Genomic DNA, 16,157 nt, shown 5'->3' on the forward strand with positions numbered 1-16,157 from the left:
CGGCCCTGTCCGGCCGCCGGTCACGGTGTGCAGACCTTGGTGAGTTCGCCGGCCGCGTCGGTGACGGGGCTGATGTCGGGGGTCTCGTCGCCGTTCTCGATGGAGGTGCGGACGTTCTGGACGGCCTTTTCGAGGTCGTCGACGGCCTTGCCGACGTCGGCGTTGTCGGTCTTGTCGCCGATGTCGGTGAGGTTCTTGTCTATGGCGGCGAGGGATTCCTCGAGTTGGGTGACGTCGTTGCCGGCGTTCTCGACGGCCTGTTGCATGTCGGTGACGCTGTCGGCGATGGCGTCGGCGGTCTGGACGCAGTCCAGTGCCTTGTCGACGGCGGCGCAGCCGGTGGTGAGTCCGGCGGTCAGCGCGACGGCCGCCAGGGTGGTGGCGACGGTTGCGGTGCGGCGTCGGCGGCTCGCGGCCATGGAGTGGTCCCTCCCCTTGGTCGGGCCGGTGGGCGGCCCTGGTCGTTGGCCGGGCGCCCGGGGTCGATCCGTGCGCCCGTACTCCTTCAGACGCGGTGGTGGCCGGCGCGGTTGCCCGCGTCGGCCACGTGTCTTGGGGTGTCCTTTACTTTTCGAGGACGGTGTCGAGTGCGGCGCGCTGGGCGGCGGCGAGTTCGGTGCAGCCGGTGACGGCGAGGTCGAGGAGGGTGTTGAGTTCGTCGCGGGCGAAGGGTTCGGCTTCGGCGGTGCCCTGGACTTCGACGAAGCGGCCGTCGCCGGTGCAGACGACGTTCATGTCGGTGTCGGCTTTGACGTCTTCCTCGTAGCGGAGGTCGAGGAGGGGGACGCCGGCGACGATGCCGACGGAGACGGCGCTGACGGTGCCGGTGAGGGGTTTGCGGCCGGGCTTGACGAGTTTCCTGCCCTGGGCCCAGGCGACGGCGTCGGCGAGGGCGACGTAGGAGCCGGTGATGGCGGCGGTGCGGGTGCCGCCGTCGGCCTGGAGGACGTCGCAGTCGAGGACGATGGTGTTCTCGCCGAGGGCTTTGTAGTCGATGACGGCGCGCAGGGAGCGGCCGATGAGGCGGCTGATCTCGTGGGTGCGGCCGCCGATGCGGCCGCGGACGGATTCGCGGTCGCCGCGGGTGTTCGTGGCGCGGGGCAGCATCGCGTATTCGGCGGTGACCCAGCCCTCGCCGCTGCCTTTGCGCCAGCGGGGGACGCCTTCGGTGACGGAGGCGGTGCAGAGGACTTTGGTGTCGCCGAAGGAGACGAGGACGGAGCCTTCGGCGTGCTTGCTCCAGCCGCGTTCGATGGTGACCGGGCGGAGTTGTTCGGGGGTGCGGCCGTCGATTCGAGACATGGCGTCGAGCCTAACGTCAGCGGTGTGTGCGGAAGCGCCACATGTGGAAGGAGCCCCTCCCGTGAGGGGAAGGGGCTCCTGGTGTGTGGCTGCGGCTCACATCATGTCTTCGATTTCGGCGGCGAGGGGGTCGGCGTCGGTGCCGATGACGACCTGGATGGCGCTGCCCATCTTGACGACGCCGTGGGCGCCGGCGGCCTTGAGGGCGGTTTCGTCGACCTTGGCGGGGTCGACGACTTCGGTGCGGAGGCGGGTGATGCAGCCTTCGACCTCTTCGATGTTGTCGATGCCGCCGAGCCCGGCAACGATCTTCTCAGCCTTGGTGGCCATGTCCGTTCTCCCTGATCCGAACCGCTTTGTCGCAGTAACCCACAGTTGGCCCATCTTTGCGAGCGGTCCTGTCGTGGGTGCCGAAGGATGGCGTCACGAGGGTGGGACCGCCTTGCCCGACTGGTCTACACCACCGGGTGGACTGCCGCCAAACCCGCCGTCGCCGCTTCGCCAGACCGTCCTTCAGGGAGGGGACCGGATGAGTGCCGGGAGTGCCGCCGGGGCCGGGGGCGGGGTCCCTGTCGGGCGTGAGCGCTGGAACCGTTTGTTCCAGGGTTTGCAGAAGATGGGGCGGAGTCTGCAGTTGCCGATCGCGGTGCTGCCGGCGGCGGGCATCCTGAACCGGCTGGGGCAGCCGGATGTGTTCGGGGACGAGGGTCTGGGCTGGACGGACGTCTCCCGGGTGATGGTGGGCGCGGGGGGTGCGCTGCTGGACGGTTCGCTGGGGTTGCCGCTGCTGTTCTGTGTGGGTGTGGCCATCGGGATGGCGAAGAAGGCGGACGGGTCGACGGCGTTGGCGGCGGTGGCGGGGTTCCTCGTCTACTACAACGTGCTGCGTCAGTTCCCGGAGGACTGTCCGGAGGGGTCGAGGGCGGTGCCGATGGTGGGCTGCCGGGTGGCCGACGGGTCGGTGACGGCGTTCACGTACCAGAATCCGGGGGTGTTCGGGGGCATCGTGATCGGGTTGACGGCGGCGTACTTCTGGCAGCGATTCCACCGGACGAAGCTGGTGGACTGGCTGGGGTTCTTCAACGGGCGGCGGCTGGTGCCGATCGTCATGGCGTTCGTGGCGATCGTGTTCGCGGCGCTGTGTCTGTGGGTGTGGCCGCCGGTCGGTGAGGGGCTGGAGGGTTTCAGCGACTGGCTGAGCGGTCTGGGCGCGTGGGGGTCGGGCGTGTTCGGTGTGGCCAACCGGGCGTTGCTGGTGATCGGCCTGCACCAGTTCCTGAACGTGCCGATGTGGTTCCAGTTCGGCGGTTACACCAAGCCGGACGGGACGGTGGTGCACGGTGACGTCAACATGTTCCTGGCGGGTGATCCGACCGCGGGTCAGTTCACCACGGGTTTCTTCCCGATCATGATGTTCGCGTTGCCGGCCGCCGGGCTGGCGATCACGCACTGCGCGAGGCCGCACCGGCGCAAGGAGGTGGGCGGGTTGATGCTGTCGGTGGGGCTGACGTCGTTCGTGACCGGCATCACCGAGCCGCTGGAGTACTCGTTCCTGTTCGTCGCGCCGGCGCTGTACGCGGTCCACGCGGTGCTGACGGGGGTGTCGATGGCGGTGACGTGGGGTCTGGGGGTGAAGGACGGGTTCAGCTTCTCGGCGGGGCTCATCGACTACGTGATCAACTGGAATCTGGCGACGCGGCCGTGGGCGATCGTTCCGATCGGGTTGTGCTTCGCGGTGGTGTACTACGTGGTGTTCCGGTTCGCGATCACGCGGTTCGGTCTGGGGACTCCGGGGCGGGAGCCGGAGGAGGAGGTGGAGGACGCGTCGAAGGCGTGACCTCTTAGGGTGGTGGGTGGCTGTTCGAGCCCTCGGACCGTGTGGTCCGGGGGCTTTTCGGCGCGCTCGTCGGCGGGCTCCGCCGGGGGCCGGGCGGGTACGGTGCGTGGCCCGGCGGTAGCGGGAATCGCGGGTTCCTTGTGCGCCCTTCATCGTGCTACAACAGGTCTACACCACTGAGTGGTGTAGACCTGCGCGCGGACCACCCGCCGCGCGTTCGGGACGCCGCCGTCCTCATTGTGTCCCCTGGCGGCGCCTTGCCCACTGGAGGAAGACGATGACCACGGCGAGCACGGCAACCGCCGACAAGAAGAAGGGCGCCGGCGCGATGGCCGTCCTGCAGCGCATCGGCCGCAGCCTCATGCTGCCGGTCGCGGTGCTGCCCGCGGCGGCGCTGCTGGTGCGCCTCGGCAACGAGGACATGCTGGGACGCGAGTCGTTCCCCGCCTTCATCACCAAGATCGCCGGCTTCATGGCGGCCGGCGGCAACGCGATCCTCGACAACATGGCGCTGCTGTTCGCCGTGGGCATCGCGATCGGCTTCGCGAAGAAGTCGGACGGTTCGACCGCTCTCGCGGCGGTCGTCGGCTACCTGGTCTTCAAGAACGTGCTGGCCACCTTCACCGACGAGAACCTCCCCCAGGTGGCCACGGTCGTCGACGGCAAGGTCGTGATGGTGGACGCGCCGGTGGACGCCAAGGTCCTCGGCGGTGTGGTGATGGGCATCGTGGTGGCGCTGCTCTACCAGCGCTTCTACCGCACGAAGCTCCCGGACTGGGCCGGTTTCTTCGGCGGCCGCCGCCTGGTGCCGATCCTGTCGGCCTTCGCCGGTCTGGTGATCGGCGTCGTCTTCGGTTACATCTGGCCGGTCCTCGGCACTCTCCTGCACAACTTCGGCGAGTGGCTGGTGGGCTCGGGCGCCGTCGGCGCCGGCATCTTCGGTGTGGCCAACCGCGCTCTCATCCCGATCGGCATGCACCACCTGCTGAACTCCTTCCCGTGGTTCCAGGCGGGCGAGTACGAGGGCAAGAGCGGTGACATCGCGCGCTTCCTGGCCGGCGACCCGACCGCCGGCCAGTTCATGACCGGCTTCTTCCCGATCATGATGTTCGCCCTGCCGGCAGCCTGTCTGGCCATCGTGCACTGCGCCCGGCCCGAGCGCCGCAAGGTCGTCGGCGGCATGATGTTCTCCCTCGCGCTCACCTCGTTCGTGACCGGCGTCACCGAGCCGATCGAGTTCACCTTCATGTTCATCGCGCCGGTGCTCTACGCCATCCACGCGGTGCTGACCGGTGTGTCCATGGCGCTGACGTGGGCCCTGGGCATGAAGGACGGCTTCGGCTTCTCCGCCGGCGCGGTCGACTTCTTCCTCAACCTCGGCATCGCCAGCAACCCGTGGGGCCTGGCCCTGGTGGGCCTGTGCTTCGCGGCGGTCTACTACGCGGTCTTCCGCTTCGCCATCACCAGGTTCGACCTGCCGACGCCCGGCCGGGAGTCGGACGAGGAACTGGCGGAACTGCGGAAGGCGGAGGCGAAGTAACCCGCTGACCCACGCGAGGGCCCGGCCGGATCGGCCGGGCCCTCGCGCTGTCCGCGCCTCGTCGCGCACGCGCCGTGCGGACGTACCGGGGCGGCCGGACCGGGCCGATGGTCCCCGCCTCAGATCTCGTACGTCGCCCCGGGCGCCGCCAGGCCCACCGGGCCGTCGTAGACCGTGCGGGCGTCGGCGAGGTTGATCCGGGGGTCGGTCCACGGGGGGATGTGGGTGAGGATCAGGCGGCGGGCGCCGGCCCGGGCCGCCGTCTCACCCGCCTCGCGGCCGTTGAGGTGCAGGTCGGGGATGTTCTCCTTGCCGTGCGTGAAGGCGGCCTCGCACAGGAAGAGGTCGGCGTCGCGGGCGAGGTCGTCGAGCGCGGGGCTCACGCCCGTGTCGCCGGAGTACGTCAGTGTCCTGCCGCCGTGTTCGATGCGGATGCCGTACGCCTCGACCGGGTGCGCGACGCGCTCGGTGTGGACGAGGAACGGGCCGATCTCGAAGGTGGACGGCTTGACCGTGTGGAAGTCGAAGACCTCGCTCATGGAGGAGGCCGAGGGGGTGTCGGCGTAGGCGGTGGTGAGCCGGTGCTCGGTGCCCTCGGGTCCGTAGACCGGCAGGGGGGCGCAGCGGCCGCCGTCGTGCCGGTAGTAGCGCGCCACGAAGTAGGCGCACATGTCGATGCAGTGGTCGGCGTGCAGGTGGCTGAGGAAGATCGCGTCGAGGTCGTAGAGACCGCAGTGGCGCTGCAGCTCGCCCAGGGCGCCGTTGCCCATGTCGAGGAGCAGCCGGAAGCCGTCGGCCTCGACGAGGTAGCTCGAGCAGGCCGATTCCGCGGACGGGAACGACCCCGAGCAGCCGACGACGGTGAGCTTCATGAAGCAGAAACCTCCGCTGGCGGTGTGGAGAGACGGGGGTCGTGCGGTGCGTCGAGCGTAAGGCGCGAAACCTGTGGTCGCTCCTCCGCCAGGGGCCGTTGTGGGCGAACTCACCTGTGGTGTCACCGGTTCGGCTGGAAGGGGGGCGTGCCGTGGCCGGGAGGGGCGCGCGGCGGTGGTGTGCGCCGGTACGGTCGGGGCATGGACACGGCCTGGTGGCTCGCGCTCGCCGCGGTGGTACTGCTCGCGCTCGTCGCCGCGCTCGTCGACGGGTGGGGGCGGGGGCACCGGTCCCGGAGGCGGCGGGGCGGCGGGCGGGACGGCTCCGGGAACGCGTGAGGGGCCGGAGAGCAGCGTCTCCGGCCCCCTCGTCGCGCGTGGTGCGTCACGCCCAGAGCTGTCCCTGGAGGGTGTCGATGGCTTCTTCCGTCGTCGCGGCGGTGTAGACGCCGGTCGACAGGTACTTCCAGCCGCCGTCGGCGACGACGAAGACGACGTCGGCGCTCTCGCCGGCCTTGAGCGCCTTGTTCGCCACGCCGATCGCCGCGTGCAGGGCGGCGCCGGTGGAGACGCCGGCGAAGATGCCCTCCTGCTGGAGGAGTTCGCGGGTGCGGGTGACGGCGTCGGCGGAGCCGACGGAGAAGCGGGTGGTGAGCACGGAGGCGTCGTACAGCTCGGGGACGAAGCCCTCGTCGAGGTTGCGCAGCCCGTAGACGAGGTCGTCGTAGCGCGGTTCGGCGGCGACGATCCTGACGTCGGGCTTGTGCTCGCGCAGGTAGCGTCCGACGCCCATGAGGGTGCCGGTGGTGCCGAGGCCGGCCACGAAGTGGGTGAGGGACGGCAGGTCGGCGAGGATCTCGGGGCCGGTGGTCGCGTAGTGGGCGCCGGCGTTGTCCGGGTTGCCGTACTGGTAGAGCATCACCCAGTCGGGGTGCTCGGCGGAGAGTTCCTTGGCGACGCGCACGGCGGTGTTGGAGCCGCCGGCGGCCGGGGAGGAGATGATCTCCGCGCCCCACATGCCGAGCAGGTCACGGCGTTCCTGCGAGGTGTTCTCGGGCATCACGCACACCATGCGGTAGCCCTTGAGCTTGGCGGCCATGGCCAGCGAGATGCCGGTGTTGCCGCTGGTCGGCTCGAGGATGGTGCAGCCCGGGGTGAGGCGGCCGTCCTTCTCCGCCTGTTCGATCATGAACAGGGCGGGGCGGTCCTTGATCGAGCCGGTGGGGTTGCGGTCCTCGAGCTTCGCCCAGATCCGGACGTCGGCGGACGGCGACAGCCGCGGCAGGCGCACCAGGGGGGTGTTGCCCACCGCGGCCAGCGGGGAGTCGTACCGCATCGCCGGTCAGGCCATACCGCCGGCGACGGCCGGCAGGATCGTGACGTTGTCGCCGTCGGACAGCTTGGTGTTGATGCCGTCCAGGAAGCGGACGTCCTCGTCGTTGAGGTAGACGTTGACGAAGCGGCGCAGCTGCTCGCCGTCCACGATGCGGGCGTGGATGCCCGGGTGCCGGGTCTCGAGGTCGTTGAGGAGCTCGGCGAGGGTGTCCCCGGTGCCCTCCACCGCCTTCTGACCGTCGGTGTACTGGCGGAGGATGGTCGGGATGCGGACCTCGATGGCCATGGCTGAGGGCTCCTGTCGGAAGTGTCTGTCGTGGTGCGAGAGGGTGTGCGGGGGCGCGCGGCGGTTCGCCGCGGCTCACGGCCCACGGCGGAGGCGGAGGATCAACAGATGGCGCTGTTCAGCCTGCACAGGTCGACGTGCAGCCGCGCCACGAGCAGGGCGCCCGGCGCTGTTTCGCTCACGTCATGGAGAACCATGGGGGCATCGTATCGATTCCCGGACCGGTCCTTGGAATGTGATCTCATGCTTCGGACACCTTCCTTCCGCGATGCGGGACCGGGTCCTGTGCGCCGGGTCAGTAGGCCTCGACGACCTCGACCTGCTCCTCGGTGACCTCGCCCTCCACGATGCGGAAGGAGCGGAACTGGAAGTCGCCGGCGCCGTCGGTGTCGGCGGTGGAGACCAGGACGTAGTGGGCGCCGGGCTCGTTGGCGTAGGAGATGTCGGTGCGGGAGGGGTAGGCCTCGGTGGCGGTGTGGGAGTGGTAGATGACCACCGGCTCCTCGTCCCGGTCGTCCATCTCCCGGTAGAGCTTCAGCAGGTCCTGGGAGTCGAACTCGTAGAAGGTGGGCGAGCGGGCCGCGTTCAGCATGGGGATGAAGCGCTCGGGGCGGCCGGCGCCCACCGGGCCCGCCACCACGCCGCACGCCTCGTCGGGGTGGTCCTCGCGGGCGTGGGCGACGATCCGGTCGTACAGGGCCTGGGTGATGGTCAGCATGGGGCTCAGGATAAGCAGACGGGCCGTTGCGTACCGAGGGGTGGTACGGAGCGGCCCGTATGCCGGACGCCTGGAGCGCAGGGGCGCGGGGTGCGCCACGCGTGCACCCCGCGGCCCGGCGGCCCGGGCGGAGGTCAGCCCACCTTCTCGAACCGGCCTTCGTCGCGCCGGGTGACCTGCGGGTTGCGGCTCTTGAGGACCGCCCAGCCGATGCCGAGGGCGGCGGCCCAGCCGGCCATCACGTACAGGCAGATCCTGGCGTCCGCGTCGATCGCGATGAGGACGGTGACGAAGAGCAGGAACGCGATGGCGATGTAGGAGCAGACCGAGCCGCCGGGCGCCGGGAAGGACGAGGCGGGCAGCCGGCCCGTGACGACCCGGCGGCGGTAGAGGACGTGGCTGACGAGGATCATCAGCCACGTCCAGATGCCGGCGGCGGTGGCGACGGAGGTGACGTAGCCGAAGGCCTTCTCCGGGACGGTGTAGTTCAGGACGACGCCGATGCCCATGAAGAACACGGAGGTGGCGATGCCGAGCGCCGGGGTCTTGGTGGACGACAGCCGCTTGAAGACCTGCGGGGCCTCGCCGTTGTCGGCGAGGTTGCGCAGCATGCGGCCGGTGGAGTACATGCCGGAGTTGCAGGAGGACAGGGCGGCGGTGAGGACGACGAAGTTGACGATGCCGGCGCCGGCCGGGATGCCGATGACCGCGAACGCCTTCACGAAGGGGCTGACCCCGTCGGAGAACTCGGTCCACTTGACCACGCACAGGATGACGGTGAGCGCGCCGACGTAGAACAGGGCGATGCGCCAGGGCAGGGTGTTGATCGCCCGGGGGAGGGTCTTCTCGGGGTTCTCGGACTCGCCGGCGGTGACGCCGACGAGTTCGACGGCGAGGTAGGCGAACATGACGCCCTGCAGGGTCATCAGGGACGAGCCGATGCCCTTGGGGAAGAAGCCGTCGAAGGCCCACAGGTTGGAGACGGCGGCGGTGTCGCCGGCCTGGCTGAAGCCGAGGGTGAGCACGCCGAGGCCGATCACGATCATGCCGATGATGGCGGTGACCTTGACCATGGAGAACCAGAACTCGATCTCGCCGAACAGCTTCACCGAGATCAGGTTGGCGCCGAACAGGATGACCAGGAAGACCAGGGCCGACGTCCACTGCGGGATCGCCGGGAACCAGAAGTTGATGTAGATGGCGGCGGCGGTCAGCTCGGCCATGCCGGTGACCACCCACATCAGCCAGTAGGTCCAGCCGGTGAAGTAGCCGAAGAACGGGCCGAGGAACTCGCGCGAGTACTCGGCGAACGAGCCCGAGACGGGGCGGTAGAGCAGGAGCTCGCCGAGGGCCCGCATGATGAAGAAGATGATGACGCCGGCGAGGGCGTACATGACGATCAGGCTGGGGCCGGCCTTGGCGATGTTCGCCCCGGCTCCCAGGAAGAGCCCGACGCCGATGGCGCCGCCGATCGCGATCATCTGGACCTGGCGGCTGTTGAGACCGCGCTCGTACCCCTCTCCGGGGACGGACTCCGTGTCGACCTGCGGTGAGGCCATGTGTGGTGCGCCTTTCTCCATGCCGACCCGGGCCGCTGTCGGCCGCGGATCGGGTCTCGATCCCCCCGGACTGATGGAGCTGGGCGGGCTCTGGGAGTCCGCCCGTGCCTGGCCGGCGGTCGCCGGCTCGGTGGCGCACCCGGCGGAACATACGGGTGGTGTTCGCCGGGCGGACGTGAAGATCTATCACGGCCGCCATACTGATCACACGGGCGGTGTGTGGCGCGCTCCACAGATATAAGTGGACGAAAGGCACCTGAAGAGCCCATAGACGGCGGGCTCTTTGACGTGATCCTTACCCGGATTTGAGTGTCCGCTGAGCGAACACGTCAGCGGACTTCTCCGGACTTTCCGTACGGATTCACGGCATGCACGTCATGGCTTCACGGCATGAGGGTGGCGACCAGGGCCTCCTGGAGTCCGCCGAGCCACAGGTACGCCATCACCATCGGCTTGCGCGGGTCCTCGGCGGGGAGGTGGAAGAGGAGGTCGCCGTCGTCCTCGTCGCTGATCTCCAGCCGGGAGCCGATCGCCAGGCGCAGGTCGTTGAGGGCGCCGAGCCACTGGCGGGACTCGTCCGGCGACAGTTCCAGCACCGCGGCGTCCTCGCCGGCCGGGAGGAGCCCGTCCAGGGAGCGGATCACCGCGAGGGCGTTGTCGCGCTTGCCGGCCCGCAGGTCGTTCTCGGTGTAGCGGCGGAACTCCGCGGAGTGGGCCCGCTGCTCCTCGGCCTCCTCGGCCCGCGGGGCGCCCTCGGGGTCCACGTAGGCGTCCGGGAAGAGGCGGCGCAGCACGGGGTCGGAGGGGGGCTCGCTCGGCCCCTCGTCGAAGAGGCCGGCGAACGGGTCGGCGGAGGCGTCCTCGGCGGGGCCGGGGCCGATGAGCTCCATCAACTGCACGGCCAGCGACCGGATGATGGAGATCTCGACGTCGTCGAGGGCGACGGCCGCGCCGCCGCCGGGGAGCGGTTCGAAGGTTCCTGGCATGGCGGCGATTCGCTACTTCCGGTCCTGCGGGCGGGGGCGGGTCATGTCCGGCTCGGTCACTTCCGGTCGTGCTGGAGGGTGGCCCACAGTCCGTAGCCGTGCATGGCCTGGACGTCGCGCTCCATCTCCTCACGGGAACCGCTGGAGACGACCGCCCGGCCCTTGTGGTGGACGTCGAGCATGAGCTTGGTGGCCTTGTCCTTGCTGTAGCCGAAGTACGACTGGAAGACGTACGTCACGTAGCTCATGAGGTTGACCGGGTCGTTGTGGACGATGGTGACCCACGGGACGTCGGGCTCGGGTACGGCGAAGACCTCCTCCGCCGACTCGGTGCGTTCGATCTCCAGGGGTGCGGGTGACGTCACACAGCCCATGCTGCCACCGCAGGGGGGTGGTCGCACAAACCGGCCCGCTGTTCCGGTGCGCGGACTGAAATCGTCAAACTGACGAAATGGGGGTAGCATCCTCGGCATGAACACAGCGGACCTTGGGCTGCCGGTGGATGTCCCGTCGACGGCGCTCTTCACTGACCAGTACGAGCTGACGATGCTGCGGGCCGCGCTGAAGGCCGGCACGGCCGGGCGGCGCAGCGTGTTCGAGGTCTTCACCCGGCGCCTGCCCGACGGCCGCCGCTACGGCGTGGTGGCCGGCACCGGGCGGGTGCTGGACGCGGTGGAGAACTTCCGTTTCGACCCGGGTGTCCTGCGGTTCCTGCGCGAGAGGGACATCGTCGACGAGGAGACCCTGGACTGGCTGGCCGGCTACCGCTTCTCCGGTGACATCTGGGGCTACCCCGAGGGCGAGGTGTACTTCCCGGGCTCGCCGATCATGCGGGTGGAGGGCAGCTTCGCGGAGTGCGTGCTGCTCGAGACGGTGATCCTGTCGATCCTCAACCACGACTCGGCGATCGCCGCCGCGGCCTCCCGGATGTCGTCCGCCGCCGGGGACCGGCCGCTGATCGAGATGGGCGCCCGGCGCACCCACGAACTGTCGGCGGTGGCCGCCGCCCGGGCCGCGTACGTCGGCGGCTTCGCCACCACCTCCGACCTGGCGGCCGGCTTCCGCTACAACATCCCCACCGTGGGCACCTCCGCCCACGCCTTCACCCTGCTGCACGACAGCGAGCGGGACGCCTTCCGGGCCCAGGTGGACTCCCTCGGCAGCGGCACCACGCTGCTGGTGGACACCTACGACGTGGCCGAGGCGGTCCGTACGGCCGTGGAGGTCGCCGGGCCGGAACTGGGCGCCGTGCGCATCGACTCCGGGGACCTGCTGCTGGTGGCGCACCGGGTGCGGCAGCAGCTGGACGAGCTGGGCGCCACCGGCACGAAGATCGTCGTGACCTCGGACCTGGACGAGTACGCCATCGCCTCGCTGGCGGCGGCGCCCGTGGACGCGTACGGGGTGGGCACCCAGCTGGTGACCGGCTCGGGGCACCCGACGGCCTCCATGGTGTACAAGCTGGTCGCCCGCGCGGAGTCAGCCGACCCGAAGGCGCCGCTGGTGCCGGTGGCGAAGAAGTCCACCGGCGGCAAGACCTCCGTCGGCGGCCGCAAGTGGGCCGCGCGGCGGCTGGACGGGCACGGCGTCGCCGAGGCCGAGGTGATCGGCACCGGCGAGGTGCCGGGCGACCTGGCCGACCGGCAGCTCCTGGTGAAGCTGGTCGAGGGCGGCGAGGTGGTCGCCCGGGAGCCGCTGGACGTGGTCCGCGACCGGCACGCGGCGGCCCGCGCGGGCCTGCCGCTGTCCGCCACCCAGCTCTCCCGCGGGGAACCCGTCCTCCCGACGGAGTACGCGCACGGGCCGTCGGGTAGCTGAGAACGTGCCCCCTCGTACGCGGGCGAGGGCTCCCGGTGCGCGGGCGGGGGCTTCCGCCCGCCCTGCCGCGCCCCTGTCCGCGTCGTCCGTCATTGCCTAGGCTCGGAGGTTCACCCGGCCGGGCCCACCCCTCATCCGACCCCATAGTCGAAGGACACCGACCATGCGCCGCGCACTGATCGTCGTCGACGTGCAGAACGACTTCTGTGAGGGGGGCAGCCTCGCCGTGGCCGGTGGCGCGGACGTGGCCGCCGCCATCACCGAGCTGATCGGCCAGGCCGCCTCGGCCGGCGGCTACCGGCACGTGGTGGCCACCCGCGACCACCACATCGCGCCCGGCGGGCACTTCGCCGACAACCCCGACTACGTACGGTCCTGGCCCGCGCACTGCGTCGCCGGGACGGAGGGCGTCGGGTTCCACCCGAACTTCGCCCCCGCGGTGACGTCGGGCGCGGTCGACGCCGTGTTCGACAAGGGGGCGTACTCGGCGGCCTACAGCGGGTTCGAGGGGGCCGACGAGAACGGGACGCCGCTGGCGGAGTGGCTGCGGGAGCGGGAGGTCGAGGAGGTGGACGTGGTGGGGATCGCCACGGACCACTGCGTGCGGGCGACCGCGCTGGACGCGGCGCGGGAGGGGTTCCGCACCCAGGTGCTGCTCGATCTCACCGCGGGGGTGGCGGCGGAGACCACCGAGCGTGCGCTGGAGGAGCTGCGCTCGGCGGGGGTGGAGCTGTCGGGGAAGCCGGTCGTGCAGTAGCCCCGCGCCGGGGGCACCCTTCCCCGCCCTCGGCTGCGCTCGGGCGGGGGGGGAGGCGCGACTGCCCGCAGCGGCGGAGGCAGCAGGTGTGATTGCCCGCGGTCACGCCCTCGTAGGGGGTCCGAGGAGGGCTCTTATGGGGCGCCAGAGTTCCACCGTCAGGGCGGTGGTGTCGGGGTTGGTGCGCCATATGAGGCCGTCGGGGTGGTGGAGGACCGCCGTGACCTCGTCGGGGGTGGGCGGGGCGGCGTTGCCCCGGAGGTAGATCGCCCGCAGGCCCAGGTTGCGGAGCCTGGTCAGGGCTCGTGCGCGGTTCTGGGCGTGGACGAGGACGCGGACTCCGGCCGGTGCGTCGGCGGCGGGGCTGGGCAGGTTCAGCGCCACCACCACCGTGCCGTTCGGCAGCTTGCAGAAACCTCCTGCGGCCATGCGGTCATACCCCCGTGTCAGCCGGTGTCAATAAGCGAGTCACAGGAGGCACCTAAACACGGATCGGCGGTGACCCGCCAGGGGGTCGCCGCCGATCATGTGTTGACCTGCGAAGATGCTATTTACCTACCTGCGGGGCCGACCTCGAGCTCGATCGTCGAGCCGTTCTTGGCCTCCTTGAGGATCTTGATCTTCGTGTTGGTGTCAGTGATCTTGACGCCGCCGGTCTTGTTCGCCTCGTCGTAGTAGGTGTTCGTGCGGTCGTTGAAGACCGACACGCCCTTCGACGACGGGATCCACGTCGCCACGTCCGCCTTGTGCAGCGTCATGCCGTCGGTGCGGTACTTGCTGAACGTCGCGTCGTAGGTCTGGATGCGGTTGCGCATCAGCGTGCCGTCGGACCACTTCAGCGCGGTCGGGTGCGAGTCGACCGGGAGGACCAGACCGGTGCCCGGGTGCTGGCTGGTGTTGTTGTCCGCCTGGGAGGTGTCCCACTTCCAGATCAGCAGGCCGTTCTGGTACGCGTAGTGCTCGACCCAGTCCGGGCGGGCCGTGAAGCCGAAGTTGTACGGGCCGACCTCGAGGGTCTTGTCGTACGACACGTACTGGCGGTTCTCGGCGATGTAGTACTGCGCGTACTCCTTGGTGAAGGACGCGCCGATGCGGGAGAAGCCGGTGGCCTTCCAGGCGGCGTCGGCGGTCTCGACGTCGTCCGAGAAGACCGTGGCGCCGTCGGCCGTCACCGCGATCGCGTCGGCCGTGAAGCCCTTCTGGGCCACGCCGCCGTCGGTCTGGTAGCGGAAGCGCAGGTCGACCTTCTGGCCGGCGTAGGCGTCCAGGGAGTACGCGAACTTCTTGTAGCCGTCGATCGTGCCGTGCAGGGCGGGCTTGTCGCTGCCGTCGCGCGGGATCGGCAGGCCGTCGACCGTGCCGTCGACCGCGGTCCAGTTGGCGCCGCCGTCGGTGGACACCTCGGTGTAGAGGTAGTCGTAGTTGGCCTCGATGTCGTACCAGCCGTCGAAGGTGAGCTCGGCGGACGACGTGCCGGTCAGGTCGACCGAACGGGACAGCGTGTTCCTGAGGTCGTCACCGCTGCCGCTCCACCACTGGGTCCGGCCCTCGGACGGCTGGATGACCTCGGTGGTCACGGCCTTCTTCGGCAGCGTGACGACCAGCGCCTGCTTGTTCTTGGTGTTGTACTCGGCGACGCCCAGCTTGTGCCAGGAGTTGACGCCCGCCTTGGCGGTGTCGTAGTTCAGCCAGCCGAGCTGGAGCTTGTCCCAGGCGGTCATGTCGCCGGGCAGGTCGCCGATCTCCTTCTTCCCGGTGCCGAGCCAGGAACCGGAGGACATCAGCGTCCAGAAGCCGGTGGAGTTCTCGCCGCCCGCGGTGTCGTAGAGGTCCGGCAGACCGAGGTCGTGACCGTACTCGTGGGCGAAGACGCCCAGTCCGCCGTTCTCCGGCTGGACGGTGTAGTCGCCGACCCAGATGCCGGTGTCGCCGATCTGGGTGCCGCCGAGCTTGTTCTGCTCGGGGCCGGTGGCGCCGGCGTCGGTGCCGAAGGCGTACCAGCGGTGGGCCCAGATCGCGTCGGTGCCCTGGGCGCCGCCGCCCGCGGACTCGTCCTCGCCGGCGTGCACGATCTGGAAGTGGTCGATGTAGCCGTCGGGCTCGTTGAAGTCGCCGTCGCCGTCGAAGTCGTAGCGGTCCCACTCGTCGAACCGGGCCACGTCCGCCTTGATCTGGGCGTCGGTGCGGCCGGCCGCCTTCTGCTGGGCGACGTAGGCGTTCAGGCCGTCGCTGACGACGTTCCAGACGCTGGGGCAGTTGGTGTCGCCGCAGGCGTTGTTGCCGTAACGGGCCTCGTTGTACGGGACCTTGACCCAGTCGGAGACCTCGCCCTCGACCGAGTAGCGGCCGGAGGACTGCTTCTCGTAGTAGGTCTTGACCGAGTCGACGCCCTTGCCGGACCCGAAGTACAGGTCCTCGAAGTGCTGCTGGTCGTAGTCCTCCTGCCAGGCCGTGGAGTTGTCCTTCTTGCGGTCCGGCTTGGCTATCCGGTTGTGCAGCGGGCCGGCCTCGCCGCCGTAGCGGCTGTCGACCTTGTCGCCGAACTCGACCAGGATCGTGAAGATCTTGTCGGTCTTCTCGCGGCCGAGCTCTACGTACTTGCTGTCGCCCTTCTTGCTCTTGAGCTGGACGACCTTCGAACCATCACGGTTCTTGACCGATGCCTTACCGGATATGACCTGGTTGAGGGCTTCCTCGCGCTGGGCCTCCTGCGTCTTGGAGAGCGGCCCCTCGAGGTCGTGCTCGACGTGGTTGTGCGCCGCCGGGTCGTGCCGGTCCACGGCGCCGGCACGGTCGGCCTTGTCAGCCGAGTCGGCCTGGGCCACGGTGAACGCAGAGCAGGTGGCGGTGACCGCCGCGAGTGCCACGCCTATCGCGGCCGCTCTGGACGTCCAGGTTCTACTGGTCACTTGAGATCCCCTCCCGCGTGCGTGCGCGCGGCCGAAGGAGGTTCCGTCTGTGGAAGGTCCCGCACGCACGTGATCAACGCGTGTAGTCAAGTGACGACATTTGACTAGAGGTTCGCCAGAAAAAATAGACCTTGACTTGAACAGATCAATGGCACTATGCGGAGTCCGGGTTCGCTTACCGGACACATCCGTGCGAAACCTGCGGGCGCGCACAACCGTCCCGGTGAGGGACGCCATG

General features: G+C 69.6%; 17 protein-coding genes and 1 pseudogene. 5 read left to right on the forward strand and 13 right to left on the reverse strand.

Features of this window, described 5'->3' with window-relative positions; translation table 11 throughout:
* Window positions 1-20: 20 nt before the first annotated feature.
* The 3 genes from ADK41_RS04125 to ADK41_RS04135 form a co-directional block, all read right to left on the reverse strand.
* Entirely contained in the window at window positions 21-419 is a 399-nt protein-coding gene (locus ADK41_RS04125; protein WP_030825393.1) for a hypothetical protein, read from the reverse strand.
* Between the two features lie 145 nt (window positions 420-564).
* Window positions 565-1,302 (reverse strand): ribonuclease PH, encoded by a 738-nt coding sequence (rph, locus tag ADK41_RS04130; RefSeq protein ID WP_030825396.1) that lies wholly within the window; start codon window positions 1,300-1,302, stop codon window positions 565-567.
* Between the two features lie 96 nt (window positions 1,303-1,398).
* On the reverse strand, window positions 1,399-1,632 hold the full coding sequence (locus ADK41_RS04135; protein ID WP_030825399.1) for a glucose PTS transporter subunit EIIB: 234 nt from the start codon (window positions 1,630-1,632) through the stop codon (window positions 1,399-1,401).
* 199 nt (window positions 1,633-1,831) lie between these two features.
* Between ADK41_RS04135 and ADK41_RS04140 the strand changes: the two genes are divergently transcribed.
* Window positions 1,832-3,139 carry a PTS transporter subunit EIIC gene (locus ADK41_RS04140; protein WP_030825402.1) on the forward strand — a complete coding sequence of 436 codons (1,308 nt, stop codon included), beginning with the start codon at window positions 1,832-1,834 and terminating at the stop codon, window positions 3,137-3,139.
* A 277-nt stretch (window positions 3,140-3,416) separates the two neighbouring features.
* Window positions 3,417-4,679 (forward strand): PTS transporter subunit EIIC, encoded by a 1,263-nt coding sequence (locus ADK41_RS04145; RefSeq protein WP_030825405.1) that lies wholly within the window; start codon window positions 3,417-3,419, stop codon window positions 4,677-4,679.
* Between the two features lie 119 nt (window positions 4,680-4,798).
* Here the strand turns inward: ADK41_RS04145 and ADK41_RS04150 are convergent, their stop codons facing one another.
* Window positions 4,799-5,551 (reverse strand): MBL fold metallo-hydrolase, encoded by a 753-nt coding sequence (locus tag ADK41_RS04150; protein ID WP_030825408.1) that lies wholly within the window; start codon window positions 5,549-5,551, stop codon window positions 4,799-4,801.
* A gap of 201 nt (window positions 5,552-5,752) precedes the next feature.
* On the opposite strand from ADK41_RS04150, the pseudogene ADK41_RS41985 reads away from it, so the two are divergent.
* A pseudogene (locus ADK41_RS41985) lies at window positions 5,753-5,857 on the forward strand (type II toxin-antitoxin system PemK/MazF family toxin); the annotation flags it as partial.
* A gap of 79 nt (window positions 5,858-5,936) precedes the next feature.
* On the opposite strand, the gene ADK41_RS04155 reads toward ADK41_RS41985, so the two are convergent.
* The 7 genes from ADK41_RS04155 to clpS form a co-directional block, all read right to left on the reverse strand.
* Window positions 5,937-6,887, reverse strand: a complete 951-nt coding sequence (locus tag ADK41_RS04155; protein ID WP_030825411.1) for a PLP-dependent cysteine synthase family protein — start codon at window positions 6,885-6,887, stop codon at window positions 5,937-5,939.
* Window positions 6,888-6,893: 6 nt separating this feature from the next.
* The gene (locus ADK41_RS04160) at window positions 6,894-7,172 is read right to left on the reverse strand and encodes a MoaD/ThiS family protein (protein WP_030825414.1); all 279 of its coding nucleotides are present in this window, start codon (window positions 7,170-7,172) and stop codon (window positions 6,894-6,896) included.
* A 101-nt stretch (window positions 7,173-7,273) separates the two neighbouring features.
* A complete protein-coding gene (locus ADK41_RS44030; RefSeq protein ID WP_324604888.1) occupies window positions 7,274-7,369 on the reverse strand; it encodes a putative leader peptide in 96 nt (31 codons plus the stop codon).
* A gap of 98 nt (window positions 7,370-7,467) precedes the next feature.
* Window positions 7,468-7,890 (reverse strand): Mov34/MPN/PAD-1 family protein, encoded by a 423-nt coding sequence (locus ADK41_RS04165; RefSeq protein WP_030825417.1) that lies wholly within the window; start codon window positions 7,888-7,890, stop codon window positions 7,468-7,470.
* 134 nt (window positions 7,891-8,024) lie between these two features.
* Window positions 8,025-9,449: an amino acid permease gene (locus ADK41_RS04170; protein ID WP_030825420.1), complete on the reverse strand. Its 1,425-nt coding sequence runs from the start codon at window positions 9,447-9,449 to the stop codon at window positions 8,025-8,027.
* 383 nt (window positions 9,450-9,832) lie between these two features.
* Complete coding sequence (locus ADK41_RS04175) at window positions 9,833-10,435, reverse strand: DUF2017 domain-containing protein (RefSeq protein ID WP_030825423.1); 603 nt, start codon at window positions 10,433-10,435, stop codon at window positions 9,833-9,835.
* Between the two features lie 56 nt (window positions 10,436-10,491).
* Entirely contained in the window at window positions 10,492-10,809 is a 318-nt protein-coding gene (gene clpS / locus ADK41_RS04180; protein ID WP_030825426.1) for an ATP-dependent Clp protease adapter ClpS, read from the reverse strand.
* A 97-nt stretch (window positions 10,810-10,906) separates the two neighbouring features.
* On the opposite strand from clpS, the gene ADK41_RS04185 reads away from it, so the two are divergent.
* Together ADK41_RS04185 and ADK41_RS04190 are read left to right on the forward strand one after the other, a co-directional pair.
* Window positions 10,907-12,253: a nicotinate phosphoribosyltransferase gene (locus ADK41_RS04185; protein ID WP_030825429.1), complete on the forward strand. Its 1,347-nt coding sequence runs from the start codon at window positions 10,907-10,909 to the stop codon at window positions 12,251-12,253.
* Window positions 12,254-12,416: 163 nt separating this feature from the next.
* Window positions 12,417-13,010 carry an isochorismatase family protein gene (locus tag ADK41_RS04190; RefSeq protein WP_030825432.1) on the forward strand — a complete coding sequence of 198 codons (594 nt, stop codon included), beginning with the start codon at window positions 12,417-12,419 and terminating at the stop codon, window positions 13,008-13,010.
* Between the two features lie 102 nt (window positions 13,011-13,112).
* On the opposite strand, the gene ADK41_RS04195 is transcribed toward ADK41_RS04190, so the two are convergent.
* Window positions 13,113-13,439, reverse strand: coding sequence for a hypothetical protein (locus ADK41_RS04195; protein WP_030825435.1), 327 nt, complete (start codon window positions 13,437-13,439; stop codon window positions 13,113-13,115).
* A gap of 122 nt (window positions 13,440-13,561) precedes the next feature.
* Window positions 13,562-15,919 (reverse strand): immune inhibitor A domain-containing protein, encoded by a 2,358-nt coding sequence (locus ADK41_RS04200; protein WP_030825437.1) that lies wholly within the window; start codon window positions 15,917-15,919, stop codon window positions 13,562-13,564.
* Window positions 15,920-16,157 lie beyond the last annotated feature (238 nt).

Source organism: Streptomyces caelestis, from assembly GCF_001279005.1.
Taxonomy (GTDB): domain Bacteria; phylum Actinomycetota; class Actinomycetes; order Streptomycetales; family Streptomycetaceae; genus Streptomyces; species Streptomyces heliomycini.

Bases quoted from the DNA above. Each gene is read 5' to 3' on its own strand.
- ADK41_RS04125 (WP_030825393.1), bottom strand. From the start codon at position 419: ATGGCCGCGAGCCGCCGACGCCGCACCGCAACCGTCGCCACCACCCTG.
- rph (WP_030825396.1), bottom strand. From the start codon at position 1,302: ATGTCTCGAATCGACGGCCGCACCCCCGAACAACTCCGCCCGGTCACC.
- ADK41_RS04135 (WP_030825399.1), bottom strand. From the start codon at position 1,632: ATGGCCACCAAGGCTGAGAAGATCGTTGCCGGGCTCGGCGGCATCGAC.
- ADK41_RS04140 (WP_030825402.1), top strand. From the start codon at position 1,832: ATGAGTGCCGGGAGTGCCGCCGGGGCCGGGGGCGGGGTCCCTGTCGGG.
- ADK41_RS04145 (WP_030825405.1), top strand. From the start codon at position 3,417: ATGACCACGGCGAGCACGGCAACCGCCGACAAGAAGAAGGGCGCCGGC.
- ADK41_RS04150 (WP_030825408.1), bottom strand. From the start codon at position 5,551: ATGAAGCTCACCGTCGTCGGCTGCTCGGGGTCGTTCCCGTCCGCGGAA.
- ADK41_RS04155 (WP_030825411.1), bottom strand. From the start codon at position 6,887: ATGCGGTACGACTCCCCGCTGGCCGCGGTGGGCAACACCCCCCTGGTG.
- ADK41_RS04160 (WP_030825414.1), bottom strand. From the start codon at position 7,172: ATGGCCATCGAGGTCCGCATCCCGACCATCCTCCGCCAGTACACCGAC.
- ADK41_RS44030 (WP_324604888.1), bottom strand. From the start codon at position 7,369: ATGGTTCTCCATGACGTGAGCGAAACAGCGCCGGGCGCCCTGCTCGTG.
- ADK41_RS04165 (WP_030825417.1), bottom strand. From the start codon at position 7,890: ATGCTGACCATCACCCAGGCCCTGTACGACCGGATCGTCGCCCACGCC.
- ADK41_RS04170 (WP_030825420.1), bottom strand. From the start codon at position 9,449: ATGGCCTCACCGCAGGTCGACACGGAGTCCGTCCCCGGAGAGGGGTAC.
- ADK41_RS04175 (WP_030825423.1), bottom strand. From the start codon at position 10,435: ATGCCAGGAACCTTCGAACCGCTCCCCGGCGGCGGCGCGGCCGTCGCC.
- clpS (WP_030825426.1), bottom strand. From the start codon at position 10,809: ATGGGCTGTGTGACGTCACCCGCACCCCTGGAGATCGAACGCACCGAG.
- ADK41_RS04185 (WP_030825429.1), top strand. From the start codon at position 10,907: ATGAACACAGCGGACCTTGGGCTGCCGGTGGATGTCCCGTCGACGGCG.
- ADK41_RS04190 (WP_030825432.1), top strand. From the start codon at position 12,417: ATGCGCCGCGCACTGATCGTCGTCGACGTGCAGAACGACTTCTGTGAG.
- ADK41_RS04195 (WP_030825435.1), bottom strand. From the start codon at position 13,439: ATGGCCGCAGGAGGTTTCTGCAAGCTGCCGAACGGCACGGTGGTGGTG.